The organism is Paenibacillus sp. J22P59 (assembly GCF_059383895.1).
In genome coordinates, this window is record NZ_JBXENX010000003.1 from 55,078 (window position 1) to 80,444 (window position 25,367).

Here is a 25,367-nt window from a genome sequence, read left to right on the forward strand (position 1 = left end):
CATTGCTACTGAGCAATTCGCCCAATCAGACCGTACTAGATCCAAGTATCACTGGCTGCTGTTAATTCGGATTCAGTACCGCCAGTGCTTACAATACTTTTAGGCTCTACCAGCATGATGTGGCATTCTTTTTGGGCGGAAGGCTTCATCTCTAGTCCTCTTGGGACAATAAACATCTCACCCTTGGCAATTTTCACTTGGCCATCACGAAAATCAAGAATCATCTCTCCTTCAAGTACGATAAATACCTTATCGGTATCTTCATGAACGTGCCACACATAATCCCCAACAATCTTAAAAAGCTTAAAGTGAGAGTCATTCATTTCACCAATGACTTTCAGAGACCAATAGTCGTTGAATTTAGCGAGCTTCTCATTTAGATTAATAGCTTGGTAATGGATATTAATCCCTCCTTTTTTTATATAAGGCACTTGTTATATTGTGCAGGGCGTATTCGATCGCTAATGGGCCACCTGTAATAGCGTGGGATTAGCAAGCCTTTCATCTTTTGCATAGGAAAGTCCTCCAACATATGTTTTCTTTGATTTGACAATAGTATAGAAAATTAATGTATAGAATAGAATGGACCCTTGCTGAAATCAGCATGGATTATTGATGAACCTCTCTCGATATTCAGTTGGAGAAACACCACATTGTTTCTTGAACACTCTACTAAAATAAAAGGGATCAGCCATTCCAACAGCTTGCGCAATTTGTTGTACGGGTGCATCACTTGTTAATAGCATTTTTTCGGCTATGTTTATACGATGTTTTAATAAATATTGTGCTGGTCCCATGCCTGCATGTGTTCTAAACACGTAAGAAAGCCGATTTCGATTAACGTTATTTTGTTCTGCTAGCGATGCTAATGTAAGGCTTTGATAATAGTATTCTTGAATATAATGAGATACTCTTTCGAATAATGTATAGGATTCACAACTAGCTTGCCTGTTATCAACACATAATAGAGCTTCATTCAGTACATCGCGAAACAGCATTTCGGTCTGAAACATCGAAATGCCTCCCTGCTGATTATAAACATGCCAAAGACGCATAATTAATTCAGTAAGACGAGGGGATTGTCCTGTTAACAATTCAAAATGCTGATGCGAAAGGCATGACTCTTCTAGTTCAGAGTTACATATGCGATATAAAACTAGTATATACTCCCAGTTATTCTCACCAAACCGTTGTTGGGTTAGTTTCATTTTTGGACCTCCATGTACAACTTTTCCGGGTGAAAAGATATAAGGAGTACCATTAAATTGAAATTGTATTTTGCCTGTAAGTGGAAACACGAATCCCGGAAAAGAATCTGTGTAGTCAGCGTTAGGCACACCTGGGTTTCTAGCATAACGATATACTCCTTGTACTTGGAAAGGAGTGTGTGCCAGATGCTCTGCTAATTGATTGACCTCAACCTTCATATTGTCTACCTCATTTCAATCGTTATATTGACCGTTAATCTGATATCGCTCGTTCTCGTTGCATAGATGAATGGAAGGCACTTTAAGTGGAAACTCATCTTTATTTGTCTGTGTAAACTCGGAATTAATCAAAAATCTGTCGTTGGAATACAGAATGGTGAGTATGAGAACTCTCGTCTAGTTCTACATTATTGATAACGATTATCATTGTCAACATTTGCGGGGAGTGAAATTTATTTGGGTCGATTATAAAGTATTCGTCATTCTTTTCCCTGTACTTGCACTTCTAGGCCGCTGCCCACATAGAATGTAGAACTGATCTTCTGGTTCACTGGAGGCGAGAGTAAAAGCCTGCGGTAATACAGCATGGGGGTGTCTGGTTCATGGGAATATTTACGGCAATCGCGCTTTTCATAAAGCAGCTTACACTGCTTGTATCGTATGTGAAGAACAACGCATTTCCTCAGCCGCTTCGTGAAGAAGAGGAGTCAAAGCATCTGTTATTGATGGCGGAGGGGAATGCGCATTCACGCAATTTGTTAATTGAGCATAATCTTAGGTTGGTCGCCCATATCGTCAAGAAATTCGACAATACCGGTGAGGATCTGGAGGATTTGATCTCCATCGGTACTATTGGCCTGATCAAAGCGATCGAGAGCTTCCAGACGGGAAAAGGCACGAAGCTCGCGACCTTCGCAGCACGTTGTATTGAGAATGAAATACTTATGCATTTGCGATCTTTGAAAAAGACGCGGAAGGATGTTTCCTTGCATGACCCGATAGGTACTGACAAGGAGGGCAATGAAATTACCTTGATCGATATCCTCGGTACGGAAGCAGACGATGTAGCGGACAGGGTGCAGCTTAAGATCGAGAAGAGCAAAATTTATAAGAACCTGGACATTCTCGATGAACGCGAGAAGGAGGTTGTCATTGGGCGCTTCGGCCTTATTCATGGCGGCGATGAGCGGACACAGCGGGAGATCGCGAAGGAACTGGGCATCAGCCGCAGCTATGTGTCGCGGATTGAGAAGCGGGCGCTGATGAAGCTGTATCATGAGTTTTATAAGGCGAAGCGGTAATAAATTGCAGTATGACGCGTAGCGACCATTTTCCTTTTTAAAGGAAACGGTCGCTTTTTTTATTTAATAAATATCGAGCAGTAATAGCAGTATCTATTGATCGCTAGTTGTTAATACACCGCGACCTTTGTCCAAACGAACGTCGTTGTTTTAGTGAGGCTTGTTTCATGATTTTTCAATATGACAGCGACTTTGACTACATAAATATATTGAGATATCATAATATCTCTAAATAATCCAAATTTAGATAATAAAATCTTATATGTTAACTATTAAATAATCATGATCAGTAGGTGATCTAAAATCAGAAAATAAGGCAATCAAGCTGTTTTTTAGTTTTCGCTGTTCACAATTTTTCTTCGCCGTACAGTAGAAGATTAATAGGAAAGAAATCACTTCAGATTTGATAATCATTATCATTTGAATTACCATATAAATATAGTATGGATTGAAGGAGTGAAGGTAGATGTCGGAGGATATGAATTCCACTAGCCAATTTACAAAAGAAATGATTGATGTAGCAGTTCGGCTATGGGCACGCTCATCCATTTCATTAATAGATGTTCGTTACAAGTTGATTTATCCGGACAAGCCGATCGAAAGTTACAGGATGCCGACTAGTATGCTGGTGTATACCTGTGGTGGAACAGCTAACGTAAAACTGGATCACACACTATATCAATCAGATCGTTTTGGCATTTTTCATGGAGGGAAAGGGACGGAATTATCGATTCATTCTACAAGCGGAAGTCTCGAGACTTACATGGTGCTGTATAGAGCAGAAACTCCGCCATTTTACAAAAGAGAAATTTATCGCTTGTTAGAACATATAAATCCGTTTATACAAGTGTATGGCTTCTCACCAAGGAATCCTATTTTTTTTATGGAGAAGTTTTTGATTATGAAAGACCGTTGGAATCGTGAATCCGTGTTGAATCAATTTTATTCAAAGACCGTTCTGTATCAGATTGTCTATGAGATTTACAATGAGCTGGAAAAGGGAGATATTCTCTGCTTCCAGCCTGATTATGTTATTTTGGTCAAGCAATATTTGGAACAACACTATAGCGAACCTGTGTCTATTCAACAACTTATTGAAATGCTCCCCATTAGCAGAAGCCAGTTAGTTAGGCTTTTTAAAAAATGCGAGGATAAAAGTATTCAGGAGTATTTGAATGAGATAAGGTTGAATTCGGCTAAGCGGCATTTGCAATACACAAATGCTACTATTCAAGAAATTGCTGTTGGGTGCGGTTTTGTGGATGGATTAAATTTAATTCGAATGTTTAAAAAATACAATCATATGACACCGAATGAGTATCGGACAAAAATGATAACGAATATGGACTATAATGATATTGATAATGATAACCAATATCATTATAGTGAGAGAAGACGAGATAGATTAGTCGAATCTAGCAGAAATGGGGACTTATTGATGTTTGGAAAGACAAGAAACAAGGAAATGATATTGGCGGCAGCCATGAGCTTGATGTTGTTGTTATCGGCGTGTACATCAAATGCGCCTGTAAATAATGGAGCAACGGCGAGCCCGGCAGAGACGCAAACACGGACAATATTGAATGCTGAAGCAAAAGGGACCGAGGTTGTGACACCGCAAACGAGAATTGTGAACACCTTAAAAGGAGATGTAGAAGTGCCTGTTAACCCGCAGCGGGTCGCTGTCCTGTATTTGATGGGAGATCTGCTTGCTTTAGGAATAAAACCTGTTGGTATCTCTACTCTGGTGGGAGGAGATGATGCTGCAATCGCTAGCGAATTGGATGGCATCACCACTTTGGGGGATGGCCAACCGAGCCCAGAAGCGGTGATTGCCCTTGACCCGGATCTCATTATTGTTACAACGGATGAAATTTACAACAATCTTCATAAAATTGCCCCCACTATCTATATACCATATGACTTGCCCGTGGAAGAACGTTTGGAAATTCTCGGAGAAGTATTTGGTAAAGAAGATCAGGCCAAAGGGCTTTTGGACAACTTTTATGAGAAGGTTGAGTTAAGCAAGCAGAAGCTGCAGCAAGCTGGTATCTTGGATAAAACAGTCACAATTATGGAAAGCAACAAAGGTTCTATGGCCGTAATGGTGGGGATGGGTTATGGACGGGGGTCGCAGATCATTTATCAATATTTGGGGATGAAAGCACCTGAGATCGTGCAACAGGAAATAGACAACTCCAAGAATGATGCAACTAGCATGGATGTCTCCTATGAAGTATTGCCTCAGTATGCTGGTGATTATGTGTTCCGCTCTGCCTTTGAAGGAATGGCGGATTTATCAGATAACCCAATTTGGAATAACATTCCGGCAGTGAAGGAAGGCCGGCTTATCGATATGAGCTTTGGCTTGTTTTTCTACAATGATATCTTTTCGCTAGAAAAGCAGCTTGACTTTGTCGTGGATAGCTTGCTGGGCATTGGGGAATGAAAGAAACTACAATGAGCGAAACATTGTAGAAGGTTTATACGCTGGGAGGACATCTTTGCATCATGAAGAGAAGTTGTATTTGATTGTAGGTGTCTTCCAGGGTAAAACTAGATCAAGTATTACATTTCGCCTGAAGCTAGGACTATTTTTGGCAATGTGGCCGACTATGGCGATAGAGCGTAGCGATCCCGCTAAGGTTCACTGAAACTTGTTAGGAATCTCTTCTTGCTCGCTGTTGGTCAGAAAAGACTAATAGTTGAGATGTATTGGTGGAATGAGTAAAGAGGGGCAAGTAGCCCCTCTTTTTCTTTTACCCGACAACCTATAGTTCCCGTTAGTTGAATAATTTGTGGTTAGATTAATCCGTAATTCACTTACTGAACGCCAAACTGCAACTCAACCATTCTGTACATGAGGAATAAGATCATCAGAGTCATTTCTTGTCTATTTAAATGAGATTACCATGGTTTTATTTCCCTCTTATTTCCCTCTGATAAAATTCAAATAATTGATCAATTGAAGAACTTGATAAGATATGGCTAGCTCGTTCAATCTTGTCGCGTTCCCAATCGAACCAACGCATTTCCTGTAACATTTCGATTTCTTTGTCCGTGAAGCGTTTTTTTATCTCTTTAGCAGGATTGCCGCCTACTACCGTATACGGTGGGACATCTTTTACAACAACCGAACCTGCTGCAACAACGGCACCTTCACCTATTTTCACACCGGGCATAATCATTGCATTCATGCCAATCCAGGAATCACTTTCGATGATTGTATCCCCTTTTGGTTCGTAAGAGGTTTCAATCTGCTCCACAAACGGATACACGGTAATCCATTCCGTATGATGATTGTGATTTCCACCCATTAAAATAATTACTCCACTTGCAATGCATACGTAATTTCCAATAATTAATTTATCTAGAATCCAACCATAATCTTCGGTGGGATTGAATAGCTTTCTTGATTTTTCATCTCCCCAAAGGTATCTAACGCAACCATCTTCAAAATCATGATTATCGTAATAACCAGAATAGTAGGAGTATTCTCCTACTTCAATCATTGGGTTGGTGACAATATCTTTTAGATACTTGATTTCCGACCAGTGGTCAAACCGATGTTGTTTCATTTTTACCCCTCGCTTCTAAGTAATATCAATCATTTTTTACTTAGAAGCTTAATACAGTAGCAACATTCTTAAACCGTTTCAAACGACGAACCATCGTCCTCATCCTTTTCCTGTTTAATGGGGACATTGTAACAGATTTGTTGGTCAAATCATATCTTACTGTCCGAATTATTTGGAATCCAATGTGTACATAACTCTTTTTTTACTAGCTTATTATTGACATTTATCCAAATAAAACGTTTTGTTTTTTTTCATTGTTTCCCCTTTTCGCACAAGCTATAATAATGCAGGTAATGATAATCATTTTCAATTAAATGAGAGAAGGAAAGGGGCAACAAGTATGAAGAGACATCATGGAAAGCAAATTATACTATGGGGGGGAGCTTTGCTCTTGTTGTTGATAGTATCGGCATGCAGCAAATCTGGAGGCAACGTGCCTGAGGTGCAGATAGAGGAAAGTGAGACAACAATTCAATATACAACGATTAAAGGTGAACAGATTGAAATACCTGCAAATCCAAAACGAGTCGTTTATTTAGGTCCGACGCTTGGCGATTTCTTGGTGATGGATATTCCGGTTATTGGTAATAACCTTGTCCATGCTTCTGATAGGTTCTATGAAGGTAAAACGGCAGGAATAGTTGATGTTGGAAATCCTGGTGACTTAGAGTTGATTCTGACGTTAGAGCCCGATCTGATTATTAATAGTTACCATCAGGATGCAGACCGTAATGAGGCATTGTCGAAAATTGCTCCTATTGTTCCTTTCAATTCAGCGCTTCCTTATAAAGAACGTGTAACTGAGATTGGAAATATTTTTGGCAAGCAGGAAGAGGCAGCTCAATGGATTGCTAAATTTGAAGTACAGTCGCAAGAAATGTGGGATAAGCTTCAATTGGCAGAAGGGGAGACAGCAACGGTCTTCTTACAGTTAGGTAAAACATTATATGTTATGGGCAATCGTTCACTTGGCGCTATTATTTATCAAGAGCAAGGCTTTACAATCCCACCCGCTGTTAAGAAGAATATTATTGATGAAGGGCTCACTTTCGCTACGGTTTCAGAAGAGCTGCTTCCAGAGTATGCTGGTGATCATTTGTTTGTCCTTATACTCGATAATGATGAAAGTCAAACAGAAGCTGATCGAATATTGCAAAGCCCGCTATGGGGGACTTTGCCTGCAGTTCAAGAGGGAAATGTTTACACTGCATCAGCCGAATGGAATACAGATGGCTTGTTAGCTTTGGAGCAATTGCTTGAAGAGCTGCCAAAATGGGTGCAACGGCCATAAGAAATTGTATCTGCTCATTTTAAACCGTTAGTTTTCCAAAAAAATTTGCCTGCTCGAACTATTAAAGCTGAGCTATATTTATTAGCATGTCATTATATGTTATAGTAATGATAATGATAATCATTTTTATTAGTTGGAGAGTTGCTTATGAATCTAGCATCCCTGTATATTAGGCTACAACACTATCATAGGTTTCAATTTGACCAGATGACGCCAGCGATCAGTGATAATGAAGGAATAAACAACAAGGATACAAATTTATGCACATTATTGATAGCACTCAGTCATGGCATACGGCTGCATATAGACCATGTTGCAATTGATCTGCGACAAGGGAGCTGCATTCTAGTGTTACCTGTACAACGCTACACTGTGGGATCACTCGACGGGGAGGTACAGCTTGCGCGCTTTACCTTTGAAACCTTTGAAGTAGAAGGAAAGATCTTGAATCCGGTTGCTCATCCACCCTTGCTTTGTGGCTGTCCTTATAATCTGTTATTTTCTCAAGTCAAGCAAATACTAGGGAATGAAGCATGGAAAAGGAATCGGATTTGCTCCTCACGATCTACATATGACTTGGCTATGATGCAAGGTAGATTACAGGTTATTCTAGGTATGATGACCCGGTTAGATGAGCAAGCTTACCATTTGCAGAAAGAAGAAAAGATAAAACTGGTGCAACATACTGTACATTATGTGGAACAGCATTATGATGAGGATTTGACAGTAGAACAGCTAGCTAATATGGCTGGAATGGTCAGATGGCAATATAGCCAACAGTTTAAAATATTAACTGGAAAAAAACCAACTGATTATTTAGCCCATCTACGTATAAGCCATGCCAAGAAGCTCCTGTGTAATTCCACCGAGCCCTTGAGCAAAATATCTCGACAAATTGGATTTAAGGATGAATACTATTTCAGCAGGTGCTTTCGTAAATTAACTGGAAACACTCCGCGTGAATATTCCAATATCCATCTTCATAGTAAGCAAAGAACAGTTATTGATTCACTTGGCAGAAAGATTCATGTTCCAAAAGATGTAACACGTGTTGTGACTGCTGGAACAGACACACTTGGAGAATTACTTGTTCTAGGCATATCCCCTATAGGAGCGGCTATCTCTATCATGAAAGAGCAAGTGATTTATCACAGTAAGCTGCGAAATATTCATAATATCGGGTACTGGGCAGAACCGGATAAAATAGATCAGCTGCAGCCTGATTTATTATTGCTAAGCAATTATCAAGCACAAGATTTACAAGTACTGGATGCGATCGCTCCCACTGTTATACTGAACAAAAGGTTTAGATTAATTGAGCGATTACGATATATCGCTCAATTATTTGAACGTGGTAAAGCGGCGGAGAAATGGATCACTAGATATGAGGAAAAAGTAAGATTGGTGCGTAGGCAATTAGAACATGTTTATGTTAATGGGGAGACGGCTGCTGTTTATCTCAAGCTAGGTACAAAGCTATATATTATGGGCCAGAACGGGTTGGCTGCCACCTTGTATGAATCACTTGGCTTTCGTCCCTCTGCCAAAGTGATGCACCTAATTGAGCAAGGGCATGCATGGATAGAAATTCAGCAGCATCAATTGAATCACTTTGCTGGAGATCGTAATTTCATCTTGGCTTCTCCCCAAGAATTGCAAACTGTTGCTCACTGTCCACAGATCGCGGCTATAGCCGAGTTAACTCCCGGTAAGATTCATTTTATGGATGCTACGTGGAATTATGAAGATCCCATCACACGTGGAAGGTTGTTAGAGGTGCTACCATATATTTTTAAGAAGAACACTAATAGCTCCTATGTGCTTTAACATAAAGGGGCTATTAGTTATGCAGTGATGCAGAGAAAACAATCCTTTAGAAGTAAGCTAGCATGGCAAATTCATATTTCTATCCTGGTTATTGACATTTATCCAAATAAATCATTGCGTTTTTTTCATTGTTCCCCCTTTTTGCACAAGCTACAATAATACAGGTAATGATAATCATTTTCAATTAAAAAGAGACAGGAAGGGGCAACAAGTGTGAAGAAATATCGTGGAAAGCAAATAATGCTATGTGGAGGGATTTTACTCCTGATATTGATAGTATCAGCTTGCAGCAATTCTGGAGGCAATGTGCCTAAGGCGCAGGTAGAGAAAAGTGAGAAAACAACTCAAACTGATGTGCAGGCAGAGGAAACTAAGACAACAATTCAATATACAACGATTAAAGGTGAACAGGTTGAAATACCTGCAGATCCAAAGCGAGTGGTTTATATTGCTCAGACGATTGGTGATTTTTTGGCGATGGGCATTCCCATTGTTGGCAATAACCTTCCTAAGGATCCCTCTAGTTATTATGAAGATAAATTAGCAGGGATAGTCGATGTTGGAAACCCTAGTAATTTAGAGTTGATTCTCTATTTAGAACCTGATCTGATTATTAATGGTTATCACAATGCAGATGCAGAACAGAATGAGGCTTTATCGAAAATTGCTCCTACTATTCCTTTCAACCCAGCTCTTCCTTATAAAGAACGTGTAACTGAGATTGGGAAAATTTTTGGCAAACAGGAAGAAGCTGCGCAACTGATTGCTAAATTTGAAGCACAGTCGCAAAAAATGTGGGATAAGCTTCAATTGGCAGAAGGGGAAACAGCAACTGTTTTCTACCAGTTAGGTAAAACGCTTTATGTTATGGGTGATCGTAGCCTTGGAGCCACCATTTATGGAGAGAACGGCTTTGCTGTTCCACCAGCTGTACAGAAAAATATTATTGATGTAAAAGGAGTGTCTTTCGTTACCATTTCAGAAGAGTTGCTTCCAGATTATGCTGGCGATCATTTGTTTGTCATTGCACAAGATACTGATGAAAGTAGAACAGAAGCTGATCGATTGCTACAAAGCCCAATATGGAAGACTCTTCCTGCTGTCCAAAAGGGGAATGTTTACTTTGTTTCGGATGAATGGAATACAGATAATTTGTTAGCTTTGGAGAAATTGTATGAAGAGCTGCCAAAATGGATGAAACGGTCGTAATAAATTGTATCTGACTCGTGATACACCATTAGTTTTTCAAAATAGTGTCTACTCCAACTATTAAAGCTGAGCTATATTTGAGAGCATGTCATTATATGTTATAGTAATGATAATGATAATCATTTTTATTAGTTGGAGAGTTGCTTATGAATCTAGCATCCCTGTATATTAGGCTGCAGCACTATGATTGGTTTCAGGTTGACCAGATGATGCGGGCGAATAGTCATAAAGAGGGAATAAATAACGATGCAACAAATTTATGTACATTATTAATAGCACTCAGTCGTGGCATACGGCTGTATATAGACCAAATCGCAATCGATCTGCGACAAGGGAGTTGCATTCTGGTATTACCTGTACAACGCTACAGTGTGGAATCAAGCGACGGGGAAGTACAGTTTGCGCGCTTTACCTTTGAAACCTTTGAAGTAGAAGGAATGTCCATGAAACCAGTTGCTCATCCACCTTTGCTTTGTGGTTATCCCTATAGTCTTTTATTTTCTCGAGTCAAGCAAATATTAGGAAATGAAGGATGTATGAGGTCACTATCCACATTAGAACTGGCTATGATGCAAGGTAGACTTCAGCTTATTCTAGGCATGATGGCTCAGTTAGATGAGCAAGCTTCCCAGTTGAAGAACGAAGAAAAGATAAACATGACGCAACATACTGTACATTATATGGAACAGCATTATGATGAGGACTTGACAGTAGAACAGCTAGCTAATATGGCCGGAATGGTCAGATGGCAGTATAGCCAACAGTTTAAGACACTGACTGGTAAAAAGCCAACAGATTATTTGGCCCACTTACGTATAAACCATGCCAAGAAACTCTTGTGTAATTCCACCGAGCCATTGAGCAAAATATCTCGACAAATTGGGTTTAAGGATGAATATTATTTCAGCAGATGCTTTCGTAAATTAACTGGAAACACGCCGCGTGAATATGCCAATATCCATATTCATACTCAGCAAAGAACAGTCATTGATTCCTTGGGAAGAAAGGTTCATGTTCCTAAAGATGCAACACGTATTGTGACTGATGGCAAATACACACTTGGAGAATTACTCGTTTTAGGCATATCCCCTGTAGGAGCGGCCATCTCTATGAAGGATAATGTGATTTATCACAATAGGCTGCGAAATATTCATAATATCGGGCACTGGGCAGATCCCGATAAAATAGCACAGCTGCAGCCTGAGTTAGTCTTGCTTAGCTATCATCATCATGCACAAGATTTACAACTACTAGATAGAATCGCTCCTACTGTTGTGTTGGACAATAAGTTTAGGCTATTTGAGCGATTACGATATATCGCTCTATTATTTGAACGTAGCAAAGCGGCGGAGAAGTGGATTACTACATATGAGGACAAAGTAAGACTCGTGCGTAGGCAATTAGAACAGGCTTATGTTGCTGGGGAGACGGCAACTGTTTATCTCAAGTTAGGCGCCAAACTTTATATTATGGGGCACAGCGGGTTTGCAGCCTCCTTATACGAATCACTTGGCTTTTGTCCCTCTGCCAAAGTCATGCACCTAATCGAGCAAGGGCAAGCATGGATAGAAATTCAGCAGCATCAAATGAAACACTATGTTGGAGATCGTAATTTCATCTTGGCTTCTCCCCAAGAATTGCAAACAGTTGCTCAATGTCCACAGATCGCGGCTATAGCAGAGTTAACTCCCAGTAAAATTCATTATTTGGATTTTACATGGAATTATGAAGATCCCATCACACGTGGACGGTTGTTAGAGGTGCTGCCGTATATTTTTGAAAAGAAAATGATGTGATTAAGTTAAGCATCTGGTTAACGGTATTCACATCTGTTCTATAAGTTCTGGCTGAAGAGATATAAAGCATGAAACCAAACGGTGATATTCCGTTTGGTTTTTTTAGGTATATGTTTATAAAAAGCTGAGATATTAGTGTAATAATGACTCGACAAAACAATTCTACTGCAGTAGAATGTAAATATATAATTCTACTGCAGTAGAACGATAACGAAATGAGGTGCTTTCATCTGGTTATGAAGCTTTTCGACAGCGAGCTTAATATTATGGAAATCTTGTGGAGAGATGGCGATACCCCGGCAAAGAGGATTGCAGAAATTACAAAAGAAAAAGTAGGCTGGAGCAAGACAACGACCTATACGATCATTAAGAGGTGCCTTGATAAAGGGGCGATTGAACGTCAAGAGCCAAATTTCGTTTGCCGTGCGCTTGTTACACGGGAGCAGGCGCAAGAGCACGAAACAACAGAGCTTATCAATAAGATGTATGATGGTGCCCCCGACAGGCTGATTGCTTCTCTTTTGGGACAGAAACGGCTGTCGACGGAGGAAATCAATCAATTAAAACGTCTTATTGAGAGCTTGGAATAAGGTGGAGATGTCGTTGCTTGAAATAAGTTTATCGGCTAGCCTCTTTATTCTTGCGGTTATTTTCTTTCGTTTCCTGCTCATTCACAGGCTGCCCAAAATGACCTTTATGTTTCTTTGGGGTGTTGCATTATGCCAACTGCTTGTACCTGTTTCTGTTCCTTCGCCATTCAGTTTTTTTACGGCAGTTAACTATTTAGAAAAGATGTTTATAGTACAAGAGGTAATTCCTGTAGCGGAAAACTCATCCTCTTTAAATGGTGGTACGGTTATCATGCCACCAATAACAGAAAATTTGACCATACCAACCGTTCCAACCCACACGCCTTCACTAATATCGCCTATTGTATTGGTATGGCTGATTGGTTTTACATTGTGCGCTTTGTATTTCATCATCCCACATATCAGATGTCGCAATAACTATAAAATGTCGTTACCTATTAAAAATGATTTCATTAGTAATTGGCAGAAGTCGAATCTTTTATGGCGAAAGGTACAAATTCGGCAATCGGATAAAATTTCAACTCCGCTTACCTATGGTATTTTTCAGCCCGTTGTACTCTTGCCCAAAAATATAGATTATACCGATGAAAGCCAACTTGAGTTTATCCTTACTCACGAATTTACTCACATCAAACGATTTGACACACTAAAGAAGTGGCTGCTTGCCGCCGCCATGTGTATCCATTGGTTTAACCCTGTCGTGTGGGTAATGTACATTCTTGCTAACCGTGATATTGAGCTATCCTGTGATGAAAAGGTTATTTGGACAGTTGGGGAAAGCATGAAACCCGCTTACGCTCTAGCACTTGTCCATTTGGAAGAAAAGAGGAGTGGATTGTCTCCATTTACCAGTAATTTTTCCAAAAACCCAATTGAAGAAAGGATTATATCTATTATGAAGACTAAGAAAACCTCTATCACGACGATGTTGCTCGCTATTGTGATTGTGGCTGGGACTGTTACGGTCTTTGCGACTTCTGCACTGGATAGTTCGGGAGCGCCTTCAGGTATGGACAGCCCAATAGCCGAACCTATGGCAGAAAGTACGCTTGCCTTATACCATAGCGAGGGAGAATCCATGATAGCCTCAATGCCGATCGATTTAACATTTACCAAATTGGATGTGCCGAAGTTGATCGATAATTTAATCGCTTCAAATTATAGGGCAGTATATGTGGACAACGAGATGTATTTGCGTGTAACGAATGATAACTCCATAATGATAAGCAAGGACAATGGGGCAGTTTGGAAAAAATATGATACTACAGGTGTTGACGCAACAGATTTTGCTAAATGGCTTTTAGTAAATGATCCGAATCCGGGCTATTCCATAAATGAAATGCAGAGTCGCTTGGCAAACGGGGCAGAAGTACAGCATTTAGTATTTGAAAACGAAAAGGAAATGTATTTTATAATAGACAAGCACGGCGTACAGATTGAGCTTATTCAGCCTAACAAAATAGCTTCTGTCCTGATTGACGGTCAAAGAATGATGATTACTTCTAAGAAGCTTCCCATACTTATATCAGCACAGATGTTGGAATCATTTTATGATTTGTTAGTTTCCAATAATATACTAACAAAACCTCAAGCAGAACAAGATTATTCGGAAAGAATCAAGTATCTTAAAGAACATTTCTTGGTAACGAAATAAAAGAGAATTACTAATTTTTTAAATTTAGCTAGGCTAGACTCATATAAAACTTGGCCAGCTAGTATAGCTGGCTTTTTTAGCTAGATTTATCTTCGTTCTATAGAGTAGGCAAGAGCTTGATTAATGATTTTTGAGAACTATGGATAATTGGAATATGTGATGTAATATCCAGACGTAAAGAATGAATAAAGTGCATTTTAATTATATGTTTTTATATGTATAATTGTAATATATATTAAATTTAAAAATATATTCAATTTTGAAGGGTGGTTATATCATGGAATTTTATTTCAAAAATGTCGCTGGAAAACTGCACCTTTATCGTGAGAGTGGTTTCTTTGATGATGATTTAGGCGAGCTAAGTGAGACTTTTACTGGGAAATTAAAAACTAGTAAAACTTTTGGAGAGAATTTTGAACTTGAAGATATTTCAGGAGTATTTTCAAAAGGACAGCGTTATTCCATTAAGAGTACAAAGGGATTAAGCGGCGTTTTAGTAAAAAAAACGTTTGGCGATCGATATATCTTGAATTAGTGTGCTGTGCGTGTGGGCGCAGATTGAACTGAAAGAACATTCACAAAGTACCACAGTCTGTGTGTATATTGAACTGATACTGATGTATACAAATCTTTTCATCATTTATATACAAACATGCCTGGGTTTATTTAACTGCACCTTATTCATTTACTAAAAAAGAATGAATGGGGTGTTTTTGTTTTGTCTGAAAACAATCAAAAATTAATAACGCACATTGTGTGGCATTGACCCTTGAACAAAAAATCGGGATAATTAAAACTAAAAACGGCAGGAAGTAACCCACTCATCATGTCGTGTGTATTGAGCGAAGCGAAAGGAAGGGATATAAGCGTGAAAGAACCATCTGAACAGCTTATCGAAATGCTTGGTCAGCCGTATAGTCCCAAGAATGTTCAAGCTTTGCTGCAAGCATTCGGTGTCAAGCGAATGCCACCCCCAAGCAGCTATTTTAACGACGATATCATCTGGTCTGTGAAATCATCAATACGTATCGATATTTATCGTGCACCCAAAATAAATGATCTGACCGGACTCACTTATACAAGTGAAGATGGATGGATTATTGGGGCCATACATTTTCTAGCTCCCGGAGCGGATGATAGAATTAAAGCACCATTTCCCGGAAAGCTTCCTCAGGGAATCACGATGAGCTCAACTCCGGATGATTCGATAAAGGCATATGGCCAACCTGAACTGGATGAAGAGTTTGAGAGGCTTAGATCTTCTGGACGAGTATTGGCATGGCGCAAGCCGGGCATAAATATCGTAACGGAGTATGAGGACAATGAGACTGATAGAGTGATGATCAGTTACATGGCGTGTTTAATTGGCTGCATAGGCGCCTGGCGAAACGATAATCCAGAGGTCTTTGCTCCTTGATGCTCGGATAGACGTGAATTCATAAAGCAATAGTACATCATGAAGTGTATTTCAAGGAGGTTTCATTGTGGTAAATGAAAACAGGAAATTATCATCAGAACAAAGTGAAGAGTTGCTCAGAGCAGTAAAAGCCCGTTTTGAGAAAAATATGAACCGTCATAATGGTTTGGAATGGGCCAAAGTACAAGCAAAATTGGAAGCTAATGCTGACAAGCTGTGGTCACTCCACGAAATGGAAAAAACCGACGGTGAGCCGGATGTTATTGGTTATGATGAAGAGACGGGTGAATACATTTTTATTGACTGTGCAGCGGAAAGTCCTAAAGGCCGCAGAAGTGTGTGTTATGACGATGAAGCTTTGAAGTCAAGGAAAGCAAATAAACCGGAAAATAGCGCTATTAATATGGCGGCTGATATGGGAATTGAGATTTTAACGGAAGAACAATATCGAGAGCTGCAGGAGCTTGGAAATTTCGATACGAAAACATCGAGCTGGGTGAAAACGCCTTCTGAGATTAGAAAACTCGGCGGTGCTATCTTCGCTGATTTCCGCTATGGCAAAGTCTTTGTGTATCATAACGGAGCAGAATCTTATTATGGCGCCAGAGGGTTCCGCGGCTCACTCAGGGTCTAGATTTTTTTGTACAAGCAGTAAAATGTATTCAGCTATAATAGGCACTCCACAGATGTGGAGTGTCTATTAGGAATGGATCGTAATGGATAAATGAGATGCGACACTGTCCTTTAACTGCATTGCCATTCAAGTGGCATTTTTTACTCCTCCTGCAATTGCCCTGAATCCCTGCGTCGCGAGCTCATGACAACCAGAGACAATGCAATTACTGTGAGGATAATCCCAAGTATTCGAAACCCCTCGAAATTGAATTTGCCTCCCATCACGACACCTATCACCAAGGAAGAGAGAATAGTTCCCAGATATCTCGATGTATTGAATAATCCTGATGCTACACCAATGATTTCTTTGGGAGAGCTCTTGAACAAAGCGGCTTGCATGCCTACATTGTTCAAGCCGTTGCTAATGCCGAACGCTGCCAAAGCGAAGCACACGCTTATAACCGGTGAAGCTTGATTCAATGTTACCAGCCATACCGATCCTAATGCCATCAGGATTGCGGACACGAGCAATGCCGGCCTTGGCCCTGATCTATCTATCCATCGCCCTGCTATTGGAGAAGTAACTAATGAGCTTATCCCCAAGCTTAGCATGAGAATCCCTGTGTGGAAATCACTGACATGACGTACCATTTGCAAGTAAGAGGGAAGCCCGAAAAAGAGGGAGTAATAAAGTAAGTTTACAAGCATGAATTCAATATTAACCCAAATCATCGCAGGATATTTGGCGAACGTACGAAAAGGAATAAAAGGTGATGCAGCTTTTAACTCATGCCGTACGAATGCATATAGCGTTACCAGGCCTATCAGCAAGGCAATTCCAGTACTCAATGACAGATGCCCAGAGGATTTGGCTGAGAGTAACCCAAGGAGCAGGGCAATCAGTCCCACGGTGAAGAGCAGAATCCCGGATACATCAATCCAATCCAGCCATTTACGAAGGGGCATCTTCAGTGCAATGGATGCTGTCGGTTCGTCCTTAGGAATGGTCCTCCATGATAATAAGAAGCTCGCCAGCACGAATGGAATATTGACAAAAAAGATAGCAGGCCAGCCCCACCAGTGAAGGATGACCCCGCCAATAAAGGGTCCAATTGCGGCCGCTCCGGATAGGAATATAGATAAAACAGACAGCGCAGTCGCTTGTTTCTCCGTAATATGAATCCTTACAATCGCCATTCCAACGGCAACCATCATGCTTGTTCCAATGGCTTGTACAATGCGGAATAGGATGAGATACCCAAAGCTTGGTGATAGTGGAGCAAATAATGATGCAATGAAGGCTATGATAAGCCCGATAAGAAATATCTTCCTGCGGCCGAATAAATCGCTGGCCTTCCCCATGATAGGCTGAGCAATGCTGCTTGCCATATAAAATGAAAAAATGATCCAGGAAACACGTGTGAAATCAAGCTGAAACACATTTTGCAGGCTTGGTATAGCTACAGAAACCATTGATGAATTCAAAGGGTTCAATAGTATCCCAAGTCCCACGGATATCATTAACCATCTGCTGCGAGCATTCATTTTTGTTCCCCCCAAAGTATAGTAATGCCATCGTACTGGAAACCGTTTATTTATTCCAACGCATTTCATGTTATGATTTCATTGACTGGAAGGAATATATGGAGGATGCGACAATGGAACTTCTTCAACTGCAATATTTTCTCACGGTAGCTCGTTTGGAGCATGTGACCGACGCTGCACGAAGCCTGCATGTTACTCAATCGTCGCTTAGCAAAACGATTCAACGCTTGGAAGAGGATCTAGGGGTCCCTCTATTCGATCGAAAAGGAAGGAAGCTTCGATTGAATGAGTTCGGCAGCAGATTTCTTCTCCGTGCAGAGCGGGCTTTGTTTGAATTGGAGCAGGGGAAGCAGGAGCTTAGGGAGTTGTCCAATACGGAACAGGGCACGCTTGAATTGGCAGTTAGCACTGCAAGCACGTTGCCCCATATTCTTCGAGAATTTCGTAAAAAGCGGCCTGATATCCAATTTCATGTGCAAATGTTAACGATGAAGGAAATGGTTACGCTTCTTCATAGAGGAGAAGTCGATTATTGCTTGTCCTCACCTCCGATACAAGGGGATGATATTGAATGTCAGATCGTGTTCGTTGACCCGATCCTTGTAGCTGTTCCACAGGGGCATCGGCTGGCAGAACGAAGCAGCGTATCCTTGGCTGAATTACGAGATGAATGGTTTGTCGGAGTAAAGAGGGGCTATGGTACACGCGATCTAGTGGACTCGATTTGCAAGTCAGCTGGATTTGTACCCAAATATGTGTATGAGGGAGATGAGCCTGCGAGGCTGAGCTCTTTGGTTGAAGCAGGGCTTGGCATAGCCTTCATACCGAGTACAGCAAGATTCTCCCGAGAGCATATCACCTATCTCCAAGTAGAGAATCACGAATTGGTACGCGAGATAGCTTTATTATGGCATAAGGGTAGATACATCTCGCAGGCTGCTCTGGAATTCCGGGAGGTCGTTGTACACTATTTTGAAGAAATGTCCACAGAGACCATCTAAATCGTTGTTTGGAGCTGGTGTGAGCCGGAATGACATTGGGGGTATCCATTGAAAAAGCATAAAGAAGGCTGTCGAGATTTCTCGACAGCCTAAGCAAGTTATTTTACCATACCGCTAGCTGATTGTTGCTCTCTCCAGATCATTGTAATGAGAAGACCAATAAACATAATGACAGCAGCAAAGAGGTACGGATAGTTGATGTTTACATCGAATAATATGCCGCCTAATGCGGGTCCGACGATGTTGCCTAAGCTTGTATAGGTGGAGTTCATCCCAGCGATAAAGCCTTGTTCTTTTTCGGCAGATTTTGATAAGTAGGTCGTTAATGCTGGCCGCAGCAAGTCAAATGCAAGGAAGATGAAGCAGGTTACTAGCAAAATGGCTATAAAGCCCGAGATCATAGTGGATACTACCGCTAATAGTACGCCAGTAATTAAGCATATTTGAATGAGCTTCTTTTCACCGAGCTTATCCACCATTTTACCGAACATAAAGACCTGAACGACAACCCCGAATACGGCGCTTATCGTAATAACGGCGGCAATATCTTGTGGAGTGAAGCCGAATTTATGATCCGAATACAGACTAAATACCGTTTCATAGGCGGATAAGCCAAACGCCAGCACAAACACAATAATAAAGGCGATAATGTATAGGGGCTGGAGTGACCGTTTGATATCACCTACAAAGGTGGTATCCTTTTTGAGCTGAGAAATTTCTGACATCTGCTGCTTGCTTAGCGGTTCTTTTAAAATAATAAGGGAAGTAATACAGGTTAACAATGCGAAGCCGGCAGCAAAGTAGAACGGGGCACGCACGCCCAGCTCAGCAATAAACCCTCCGATACCAGGTCCAATAATAAAACCGATACTAATGGCAGCTGAAATATAGCCCATCGCTTTGGGTCTTTCCTCTACAGAGGTAATATCTGCAACAAAGGCAGTTACGGCAGGCATAATAAATGCAGCGCTAATGCCTCCTAAAATTCTGGAAAAATAAAGCACGGATATATGTGTACCTAAACCAAAGATCAGCTCGGATATACCGAAGAGGAATAAACCAATAATGATCATTTTTTTTCGGCCATAAATGTCAATCCATCGCCCTGCGAGGGGAGAAATGAGTAATTGCGCGAACGAGAAGGCGGCTATAAGATAACCCATCGTTTGGCCTGATAAATGCATGATATTCATAAAGGAGGGCATAACCGGAATGATCAGCCCGACTCCTAGAAAAACAATGAATATATTACTTAAAAGAATGAATAAGACTGCTTTTTGTTCTTTCAATGGTTTCTTCATAAAGAAATACCTCTCTCTGTAAAATCATAGCTGTGAAATGCCTCGCCAAAATACGGTCCATGAGGCATCTAGTTTGTCGTATAAACGTTTTTCATTATTCCCATAAGCGAGCTCTAGTATGATGGAATCAACTATGCCTAAGAAGGCAAGCGTAGGGATAGAGGCCTTACTCTCCATGATGGCTTTGGCATCGATCCAATCCTGAAATTTGCTTTCAAGCATAGTTTGAAGCTTCTGCTCCGTATCGCGTACTTCCTCATTAATGGCTGCTGCGAGATGAAGAGGAGGAAAAAAAGACATACGCAGCCAAAACTTTAACTGCTCACTTTGTTGGAATAAATCAATGACCAAATGGAGATATCCTAATAAATCTGCTTTAGGGTTTTGGGTACCTACTTTACTCAAATAATGAAGTATAGATGTGATTTCGGTCTCTTTGGCATCGTGCAGAACCTGTAGGAATAGATCATCTTTCCCTTTGAAATGAGCATAGAGCGACTGCTTTCTCATACCGACATGCTCAGCAATTTGAGATAGCGAGGCTCCTTCATACCCATGAATGGTAAAAAATTTTAATGCGACATCTTTAATCTCCACACTTTTCAATAAAATCACCTCTATAACTAACGAACGTTCGTCAGTCATTTTATCAAATTTATTTTTTGTGTGCAATCTAAATTGTTTTCTGTGTCAAAAATCGAGAGAAAGAGATGTAAAGTTACTTGTAGTAGTAGGATCATTGCGCTGGTTTATTGTATGATGGATAGAACGATTGCATAAATAAGCATTCATGATATAGATCATAGGAGGATTGTATGGCCTGGAGCAAATTGAAGCAGAATCTGGAGAGCTTTCTCTGTCCTGCGTTACAGGGAAGGGTAGAATATCGCGCCACCGGCTACCGATATTTACCTGATAAAGCGGGGCTTTGTTATATTGCAGTAGATAAGAAGAATGTGTTCAATATGAATGATGCGACTACTTTAATCAGATGGTATCAGACGGAGCTCGAAATTAAGAATGATGCCTATATCCAAATTCCTATCAGCAATGAAGAAATTGAAGCGGTCAGAAACGATACAAAGGGCGTAGTTCCTGAGGATCGGCTAAAAGTAATGGCGAGAAGCAGGAAAATAACGGAATATGCTAAGCAGCTCATATCCGCACAATCCTCATTGAGCAAATCCAATTTTGACGTTGTAGCTACCAAGTTTTTAGCTGCTCCCATAGAAGAAAGTATCGAGAGCAATGATATCTTATTGAATATTCTAGCTCTGGTGGACAGGCGAGTTGGGAAAAAGCGAATCTTGAACATGTCGGGCAAGATGAAGCTAAAGCATCCCATTGTGCAGTATTTTTATGAGCTGCGGCTTCGCACAATATAAAAAAAAAGGAAAACAAGACTAAAATAAGCTCCCCTCCTATAGGAGAGAAGCTTATTTTTATTTTCAGACATTATCCTTGATGTGATACCTGTAGAACAGTGACCTTAATTTTTCTTTACTGCTATTAATCATCTTTTGTCCTAAGTTGACCTCTGTAAGAGTAATGTCCCACATCACGGCATTTGTAGTCGGATCGGGGTCTTCATTCCTTAGTTGAATGGTAAGTTTATTTGCTCCGTTTAAAGGGATTTGAAAAGAGGTAAGCTGATTCTCTCCGCGTCTAGCGGACAAACCCAGTGAATAAATTTCTGTGCCATCTGCGATAAAAATAATGTTGCTTATCCCTTTGCTTGCAGTGTGGATTACATCATCTGGTATCGCGACATAACCATCCATTTTTGTGTATTTGCCATTTAAATGATACGTAAATTCGTTAGTTCTTGTATTTTTTCTACTGTACATATTGATTTGAGGAGCAACCTTTTGCCGGTCTGCTGTAAAGCTTAAGAGCGTTTTATCCCATATTGCAGAACCCTCTTCTAATGCAAGCTCGTTCAGGGCTGAGACTTTGCCGCCTCCCTCGTCCAAATAACGATTGATGCCGCCAACAATGGCAATGACTCCAATGGAAAGTACAATGGCTGTTAAGAGGATTCGAGAGATTCCTCTCCATTTATCTCGATCACGGTGTACGAGCCGCTGCGCCCAAAATCCTACCGCGGCCCCTAACGTATTTATAATGATATCGTCAATATCAAAGGAGCCTAAACGAGAAAGCATTTGCACAATTTCAAGAATCGTAATAGACAGAATAAATATGGCTATAAACCGAATGAAACCACAACGAAACAGAAGTGGGATAGCAATGCCAAAAGGAATAAATGCTGCAAAGTTGCCAAGCTCAAAAAACCAAACTTGAAAGTTCCTTCCCATTGGAAAGTGTAAAGGAATCCCTTCAGGTATTAGACTATATCGCATAGTAGAATCTTGAAGAAAAGCAGCTCTGTTAAAACCTACATACAAAAAATAGAGGGTCAAAAGGGTATATAATGCTAACAATAGTAAGGTGAGCTTTCGTAAGTTTCCTTGATACATAATGACATCCTTTCTTTTTTGCAAAGCGGCTGCCACATGTACAACTGCTTTGGACACCTCATCTTAGCAAATAAAGATAATCTATTTGATAAGAATTCCTTAATTTCCTCTAAAGAATATTAAACTAAGGAGCGCACCTCATAAAAAACTTAAGTTTTGACTTCTTGAATAATTCTGTTAAAGTTCTTAGCAATCGTTGTTGTTTATTGAAGGTTCTCAATACTACAAACATTACAATTAAATTGAAATAGGGTGTAAACATGGATAAAGGATTTAATTTAGCCAGCCAGTTGATGACGCTGCTTGATTCGGAACAAAGATGGTTTACCTTAGCCGAGGTTGAAAAGAGCTTAGGCATTTCAGATAAAACAATACGCAAGATGGTGGAGGAAATCAGCAAGCAATTACCATCTAATGTAACTATTGAAGTCTCTAGAGGAAAGGGAATCGTGCTTCGACGTGATGGGAGAAGTGAGACGATCAGTGAAGTGATTTCTTCTATGTTCCGACAAACGATCTTTTATCGGCTGATGAATATCTTGTTTATGAATGTTGACCGGCTGTCTGTGGAGGAGCTGGCTGGGGCCATGTTTATGAGTACCTCATCTTTGAAGAAGCTGATTGTGCAATTAAATAATAATGATCTCCAAGCGTACAAGCTGCGCATCACGCATTCTACCCCTATGATCAAAGGAAATGAAATGAATATTCGTTATTTTTATTGGAAATTATATGGTGATGCGTATGAGCTGACAGGATGGCCTTTTGAGAATGTCGACTTTGCTTATATTAATCAATTAATTACAACGATAGAGAATGAGAAGAACATCGTTTATTTTATCAATTCCAAGAGGAAATTATCCTTTTTGTTGGCCATTGTTATAGAAAGAGCTGCCAAAGGGGAATATGTGAAAATCGACGAGAATAGCTACCCCTGGGATAAGGGGATGTTTTATTTGCCAGTGAAGGCTCTTGTGGAAAGCCTTGAAGAAAAGCTGTCCATTGCATTTCCCGAAAGTGAACTATTCTTTATACAGTCCCTGGTTAGTCTCAGCCAATATCATTATTATGAAGGCTCAGAAATAACACCGATTAAAGAAGTCGAATTACACAAAGATAAAGAAGAATATCAAATGGGTAATCTGCTGCTAACCTTATTGGCACAGGAATACCCTAACTTGGATACGGAAGAACGACTTATATTGGAGATATACGGGTTCTTCGATAAATTATTAATCGATAATGCCATCCCTGAATGGATGATGATTTCAAAAAGTAATTTAACGGCATATGTTCAACAAGAATGCCAGCAGATTTATCAACAATTGCAAGCCTGCATGCAAACTTGGAGCAAAGCTTACCCTTCTGTCTTGTATAATGATTTCCATTTAACAAAGCTAACCTTAATGGTTCGTTCAAGCTTACGTTATAAAAGGAAGCGGGCTTTCTTAGTAATTGGGGAAGAATTTTCAATCCGCCATTATATAGCAGACCTGATAAAGAAGGAAATTGGCGATCAATTGATTCTCAATACATCCATAATGAAAGGGCTGACCGATGAAATCATACAGCAGCATCAAATTGATTTTGTCATAAGCAATATCCCGGTTGCATTAAAGACCGTACCTGTTGTCATTATCTCTACGATCCCATCCAAAAGAGACCTGGAAAACATCCGTAAAGAACTGCTTTTATAATTTGACCAATTATTTTCCGTTCCCTACGTAAGATTTTGGTCTAGTTTGCTAGGATAAAAAACCTTATGCTCAAGATAGTTTCGGGACTGATAGTGCTAGCGATTTCGGTTGGCCTGCGTTTAACAAGAAAGGTTGGAGGAAGAAATATGAGTAGGCATTTAGGCGCAAAAAAAGGAGAGATAGCGGATCGTGTTTTGCTACCAGGAGATCCTTTACGTGCAAAATTTGTAGCAGAACACTTTTTAGATAACGCCATTTGTTATAACGAAGTAAGAGGCATGTACGGATATACGGGATTATACAAGGGCATGCCAGTGTCGGTTCAGGGGTCTGGTATGGGGAATCCATCTATGAGTATTTATGCCAGGGAATTGATCGTTGATTACGAAGTTAAAAAATTGATTCGTATCGGTACATGCGGCGCAATGCAAGAAGAAATTAATATTCGCGATATTATTTTAGCCCAAGCCGTGTCTTCAGATAGCAACATGACGGAGAAGATCTTCCATGGCTGTAATTATGCACCTACAGCAGATTTTTCGTTGTTAATGAAAGCGTATCAACTAGCGCAAGACGGGAATGCGCAGGTCTTTGTTGGCAATATTTATAATTCTGATGAGTTCTACCGCGAGACGTTAGATCGACTTCACAAGTTTATGGATTTTGGTGTATTAGCAGTAGAGATGGAAAGCACAGCTTTATATACGTTAGCCGCTAAATATGGCGTGAAAGCATTAACAATCTTAACCGTCGGCAGTCAATTGTTAAGAGATGAACATTTAACTCATCAAGAAAGTGAACAATCTTTTTATGAAATGGTCGAAGTAGCTCTTAACACAGTCATTGAAGGCTAATTT

22 protein-coding genes are annotated in these 25,367 nt (G+C 40.2%); 15 read left to right on the top strand and 7 right to left on the bottom strand.

Translation table 11 applies throughout. The features are described 5' to 3' along the window. Positions 1–35: 35 nt before the first annotated feature. Together AC50YO_RS05540 and AC50YO_RS05545 are read right to left on the bottom strand one after the other, a co-directional pair. Positions 36–401, bottom strand: coding sequence for a cupin domain-containing protein (locus AC50YO_RS05540; RefSeq protein WP_494845275.1), 366 nt, complete (start codon positions 399–401; stop codon positions 36–38). A gap of 198 nt (positions 402–599) precedes the next feature. Further along, complete coding sequence (locus AC50YO_RS05545) at positions 600–1,427, bottom strand: helix-turn-helix domain-containing protein (protein WP_494844223.1); 828 nt, start codon at positions 1,425–1,427, stop codon at positions 600–602. Between the two features lie 383 nt (positions 1,428–1,810). On the opposite strand from AC50YO_RS05545, the gene sigK reads away from it, so the two are divergent. Together sigK and AC50YO_RS05555 are read left to right on the top strand one after the other, a co-directional pair. After that, positions 1,811–2,509, top strand: a complete 699-nt coding sequence (gene sigK, locus AC50YO_RS05550; protein WP_494844226.1) for an RNA polymerase sporulation sigma factor SigK — start codon at positions 1,811–1,813, stop codon at positions 2,507–2,509. A 508-nt stretch (positions 2,510–3,017) separates the two neighbouring features. After that, on the top strand, positions 3,018–4,958 hold the full coding sequence (locus AC50YO_RS05555) for an AraC family transcriptional regulator (protein ID WP_494844230.1): 1,941 nt from the start codon (positions 3,018–3,020) through the stop codon (positions 4,956–4,958). 469 nt (positions 4,959–5,427) lie between these two features. Here AC50YO_RS05555 and AC50YO_RS05560 read toward each other — a convergent pair whose 3' ends face one another. Continuing rightward, on the bottom strand, positions 5,428–6,087 hold the full coding sequence (locus AC50YO_RS05560) for a CatB-related O-acetyltransferase (protein WP_494844235.1): 660 nt from the start codon (positions 6,085–6,087) through the stop codon (positions 5,428–5,430). Between the two features lie 340 nt (positions 6,088–6,427). Here AC50YO_RS05560 and AC50YO_RS05565 point away from each other — a divergent pair, with 340 nt between their 5' ends. The 9 genes from AC50YO_RS05565 to AC50YO_RS05605 all read left to right on the top strand — a co-directional run bounded on the left by AC50YO_RS05565 (position 6,428) and on the right by AC50YO_RS05605 (position 16,505). Next, positions 6,428–7,378, top strand: coding sequence for an ABC transporter substrate-binding protein (locus AC50YO_RS05565; RefSeq protein ID WP_494844239.1), 951 nt, complete (start codon positions 6,428–6,430; stop codon positions 7,376–7,378). Between the two features lie 147 nt (positions 7,379–7,525). Further along, a complete protein-coding gene (locus AC50YO_RS05570; RefSeq protein ID WP_494844242.1) occupies positions 7,526–9,205 on the top strand; it encodes an AraC family transcriptional regulator in 1,680 nt (559 codons plus the stop codon). A gap of 213 nt (positions 9,206–9,418) precedes the next feature. Next, positions 9,419–10,414 carry an iron-siderophore ABC transporter substrate-binding protein gene (locus AC50YO_RS05575; protein ID WP_494844245.1) on the top strand — a complete coding sequence of 332 codons (996 nt, stop codon included), beginning with the start codon at positions 9,419–9,421 and terminating at the stop codon, positions 10,412–10,414. A 146-nt stretch (positions 10,415–10,560) separates the two neighbouring features. Then, positions 10,561–12,210 carry an AraC family transcriptional regulator gene (locus AC50YO_RS05580; protein WP_494844247.1) on the top strand — a complete coding sequence of 550 codons (1,650 nt, stop codon included), beginning with the start codon at positions 10,561–10,563 and terminating at the stop codon, positions 12,208–12,210. A gap of 236 nt (positions 12,211–12,446) precedes the next feature. Beyond that, entirely contained in the window at positions 12,447–12,800 is a 354-nt protein-coding gene (locus AC50YO_RS05585; protein ID WP_494844249.1) for a BlaI/MecI/CopY family transcriptional regulator, read from the top strand. A gap of 13 nt (positions 12,801–12,813) precedes the next feature. Then, the gene (locus AC50YO_RS05590; protein WP_494844252.1) at positions 12,814–14,454 is read left to right on the top strand and encodes a M56 family metallopeptidase; all 1,641 of its coding nucleotides are present in this window, start codon (positions 12,814–12,816) and stop codon (positions 14,452–14,454) included. A 277-nt stretch (positions 14,455–14,731) separates the two neighbouring features. After that, positions 14,732–14,989, top strand: coding sequence for a hypothetical protein (locus tag AC50YO_RS05595; RefSeq protein ID WP_494844254.1), 258 nt, complete (start codon positions 14,732–14,734; stop codon positions 14,987–14,989). A 291-nt stretch (positions 14,990–15,280) separates the two neighbouring features. Continuing rightward, complete coding sequence (locus tag AC50YO_RS05600; protein ID WP_494844257.1) at positions 15,281–15,871, top strand: hypothetical protein; 591 nt, start codon at positions 15,281–15,283, stop codon at positions 15,869–15,871. Between the two features lie 67 nt (positions 15,872–15,938). Beyond that, positions 15,939–16,505 carry a DUF4256 domain-containing protein gene (locus AC50YO_RS05605; protein ID WP_494844259.1) on the top strand — a complete coding sequence of 189 codons (567 nt, stop codon included), beginning with the start codon at positions 15,939–15,941 and terminating at the stop codon, positions 16,503–16,505. 140 nt (positions 16,506–16,645) lie between these two features. Here the strand turns inward: AC50YO_RS05605 and AC50YO_RS05610 are convergent, their stop codons facing one another. Beyond that, entirely contained in the window at positions 16,646–18,031 is a 1,386-nt protein-coding gene (locus AC50YO_RS05610; protein ID WP_494844261.1) for an MFS transporter, read from the bottom strand. 113 nt (positions 18,032–18,144) lie between these two features. Here AC50YO_RS05610 and AC50YO_RS05615 point away from each other — a divergent pair, with 113 nt between their 5' ends. Next, complete coding sequence (locus tag AC50YO_RS05615) at positions 18,145–19,032, top strand: LysR family transcriptional regulator (RefSeq protein ID WP_494844263.1); 888 nt, start codon at positions 18,145–18,147, stop codon at positions 19,030–19,032. A gap of 98 nt (positions 19,033–19,130) precedes the next feature. On the opposite strand, the gene AC50YO_RS05620 is transcribed toward AC50YO_RS05615, so the two are convergent. Continuing rightward, entirely contained in the window at positions 19,131–20,333 is a 1,203-nt protein-coding gene (locus AC50YO_RS05620; RefSeq protein ID WP_494844265.1) for an MFS transporter, read from the bottom strand. A gap of 24 nt (positions 20,334–20,357) precedes the next feature. After that, entirely contained in the window at positions 20,358–20,978 is a 621-nt protein-coding gene (locus AC50YO_RS05625; RefSeq protein WP_494844267.1) for a TetR/AcrR family transcriptional regulator, read from the bottom strand. Positions 20,979–21,148: 170 nt separating this feature from the next. On the opposite strand from AC50YO_RS05625, the gene AC50YO_RS05630 reads away from it, so the two are divergent. Next, on the top strand, positions 21,149–21,718 hold the full coding sequence (locus AC50YO_RS05630; protein WP_494844269.1) for an SF0329 family protein: 570 nt from the start codon (positions 21,149–21,151) through the stop codon (positions 21,716–21,718). Positions 21,719–21,781: 63 nt separating this feature from the next. Here AC50YO_RS05630 and AC50YO_RS05635 read toward each other — a convergent pair whose 3' ends face one another. Then, positions 21,782–22,849, bottom strand: a complete 1,068-nt coding sequence (locus AC50YO_RS05635) for a VanZ family protein (protein ID WP_494844271.1) — start codon at positions 22,847–22,849, stop codon at positions 21,782–21,784. Between the two features lie 224 nt (positions 22,850–23,073). Here AC50YO_RS05635 and AC50YO_RS05640 point away from each other — a divergent pair, with 224 nt between their 5' ends. Continuing rightward, entirely contained in the window at positions 23,074–24,510 is a 1,437-nt protein-coding gene (locus AC50YO_RS05640; RefSeq protein WP_494844273.1) for an AcpB/EbpR/MafR family transcriptional regulator, read from the top strand. Between the two features lie 146 nt (positions 24,511–24,656). After that, complete coding sequence (deoD, locus tag AC50YO_RS05645; RefSeq protein WP_494845278.1) at positions 24,657–25,364, top strand: purine-nucleoside phosphorylase; 708 nt, start codon at positions 24,657–24,659, stop codon at positions 25,362–25,364. The last annotated feature ends 3 nt before the right edge of the window (positions 25,365–25,367 follow it).